This window comes from Roseateles sp. P5_E11, from assembly GCF_054049355.1.
In genome coordinates, this window is record NZ_JBFUMO010000730.1 from 1 (window position 1) to 2464 (window position 2464).

Genomic DNA, 2464 nt, shown 5'->3' on the forward strand with positions numbered 1-2464 from the left:
GCTCCACTGGTGGTAGGGGCAGACGAACTCCTTGCGGTTGCCGTGCCGCTCGCGGCAAAAGCGCATGCCGCGGTGCGCGCAGACGTTCTCGATCACGTTGATCGCGCCGTCGTTGTCGCGCGCCATGATGACCGAGCGCTCACCGATGACGGTGCGCTTGAAATCGCCCACATTGGGCACCTCGGCCTCCAGGCCGACGTAGCACCAGTGGCCCTTGTAGAAGAAGCGCTCCAGCTCGCGTTGGTAAAGCTGCTCGCTGGTGTAGGCCAGGAAGGGGATGCGGGAACTCCCCTCGCCTTCCCACCGGGCCTCGGTCGGGAAGATGGTGGACGTGTCGGCCATGCCTGTCTCCTTGTTGTTCTGGGCGCTCGCGGGCTCAGGCCGTGACGCGTACTTCGATCTGCCCGAGGCCGGTGATCGCGCCGAGCATCACGTCGCCCGCCACCACGGCGTTCACGCCCTCCGGCGTGCCGGTCATCAGCACGTCACCGGGCTGCAGTTCGTCGTACTGGGACAGCACGGCAATCGACTCGGCGACGGACCAGATCAGCTTCGCGATGTCGGACGACTGGCGTGCCTGGCCGTTGACGGTCAGGCTGATGGCAGCTTCGGCGGGATGCCCGATGTCTGCGGCCCGATGGACCGCACCGATGGGTGCCGATTGGGAGAAGGACTTGCCGAACTCCCAGGGCCGGCCCTTGTCGCGGGCTTCGAGCTGCAGGTCGCGGCGCGTCATGTCCAGGCCGACGGCATAGCCGTAGACATGGTCGAGCGCCTGTTCGACCGGGATGTTGCGCCCGCCCTTGCCCAGCACCACGACGAGTTCGATCTCGTGGTGGTAGTTCTTGGTGTGCGGCGGATAGGGCAGGCTCACCGGCGCGGCCGCGTCGACGACGGCGCTTGCCGGCTTCATGAAGAAGAACGGCGCTTCGCGGTCCGGGTCCTTGCCCATCTCGCGGGCATGCGCGGCGTAGTTGCGGCCGACGCAGAAGACGCGATTCACGGCAACGCGCTCGTCGCTGTTGGCGATGGCGAGGGTGTGCAGCGGTGGGGCTTGGAGGGCGAGCTTCATGTGGGAGTCCATGGATCAGGGGTTCATTGGCGTTGTTCGCGAAACAGGCCGAGCGCCTGTTGCACGGGGCGGTCAGAAAAGCTGAACAGCAGGCTGTCGCGGTCCGCGCGCAGCTGCAATGCGTGCCAGGACGGCACGACGAAGACATCGTTCTCCTGCACCCGCAGCGTGAGGTCGCCGATGCGCGCCTCGCCGCCGCCTTCCAGGCAGACGTAGACGGTGCTGTCGGTGCTGCGATAGGTATGGGTTTCGAAGCCGGCCGGCAGCCATTGCGCAAAGGCGCCTATGGTGGGCATGGGTGAGGCCCCCGTCGCCGGGTTCACGTAGCGCAGCTTGTGGCCCAGGTGCGGGTCGACGTCGCCGCGCGACACGCCCTGAAGCGCGGCACGGGTGCGTTCGAACGGGTAGACGAAGACGCGGGTCGGCTCGGCCGGCCGCGGCTGGTAGTCCACCGGCAGCATGTTGGCGCCGTAGCGCGCCAGGGCATCGCCTTCGGGGCGGCGCAGCTGCTGGCTCGCGTCCTGGCTCTTCTCGGAGAAGCCGGCGTCAAGAAAGCGGACGATGGGGATGTCCAGCCCGTCCAGCCACACGACCGGATCGGTGCCGAGGTTGCCGTGGTCGTGGAAGGTCCAGGCCGGGGTGATGATGAAGTCGCCGCGGCGCATCGTCGTGCGCTCGCCGTCGACCGCGGTGTAGGCGCCTTCGCCATCGAGCACCAGGCGCAATGCCGACTGGGTGTGCCGATGCGCGGGTGCGACCTCGCCAGGAAGGATCAGCTGCAGGCCCGCGTACAGCGACTGCGTGATCGACGAATGGCCCCGCAGCGCCGGGTTCTCCAGGATCAGCACGCGGCGCTCGGCTTCCTCGGCGGTGATGAGCCGGCCAGCCTCCATCACCTGCTCGCGCAGCTCCGCATAGCGCCACAGCGCTGCCTGCAAAGGCGAGCGGGGCTGCGGCGGCACCAGCGCGCCGAGTACCTCCCACAGCGGCGTCATGTTCTGGGTGCCGATTCGTTCGTAGAAGGTCGCGCGCGCGGCCCGCTGCTCGGCGCTCAAGGCAGCAGCATGCATAAGGGGTCTCCTCAGGTTCCTTGGGTGTAGAAGGCATCGGCATGGATGCGCTCGGGCTCGATGCCCTTGCGATGCACCATCAGCGAGGCCGCTTCCACCATCGGTGGTGAGCCGCACAGGYAAGCGCGCCAACCGCGCAGGTCGCCGAGGTCTTGATCGATGACATCGGTGACCAGGCCACAGCGGTGCAGCTTGGGATCGCCGCCCGAGGCGACGACGACGTTGAGCTTCAGGCCGGCGTGATCGCGGGCCAGTTCCTTCAGCCAGGACAGGCCGTAGACGTCCCGTGGCGAGCGCACCCCGAAGTACAAATGGATGGGGT

Annotated in this window: 3 protein-coding genes and 1 pseudogene; all 4 read right to left on the bottom strand. The window is 67.6% G+C overall.

What is annotated here, in order from left to right:
* The coding region (locus ACXJKR_RS29815; RefSeq protein ID WP_457325921.1) for a Rieske 2Fe-2S domain-containing protein at positions 1-342 on the bottom strand (342 nt) is incomplete at its 3' end.
* A gap of 34 nt (positions 343-376) precedes the next feature.
* Entirely contained in the window at positions 377-1072 is a 696-nt protein-coding gene (locus ACXJKR_RS29820) for a fumarylacetoacetate hydrolase family protein (RefSeq protein ID WP_457325922.1), read from the bottom strand.
* 23 nt (positions 1073-1095) lie between these two features.
* Complete coding sequence (gtdA, locus tag ACXJKR_RS29825) at positions 1096-2142, bottom strand: gentisate 1,2-dioxygenase (RefSeq protein ID WP_457325923.1); 1047 nt, start codon at positions 2140-2142, stop codon at positions 1096-1098.
* A gap of 11 nt (positions 2143-2153) precedes the next feature.
* Positions 2154-2464, bottom strand: a pseudogene (locus ACXJKR_RS29830) (naphthalene 1,2-dioxygenase); the annotation flags it as partial.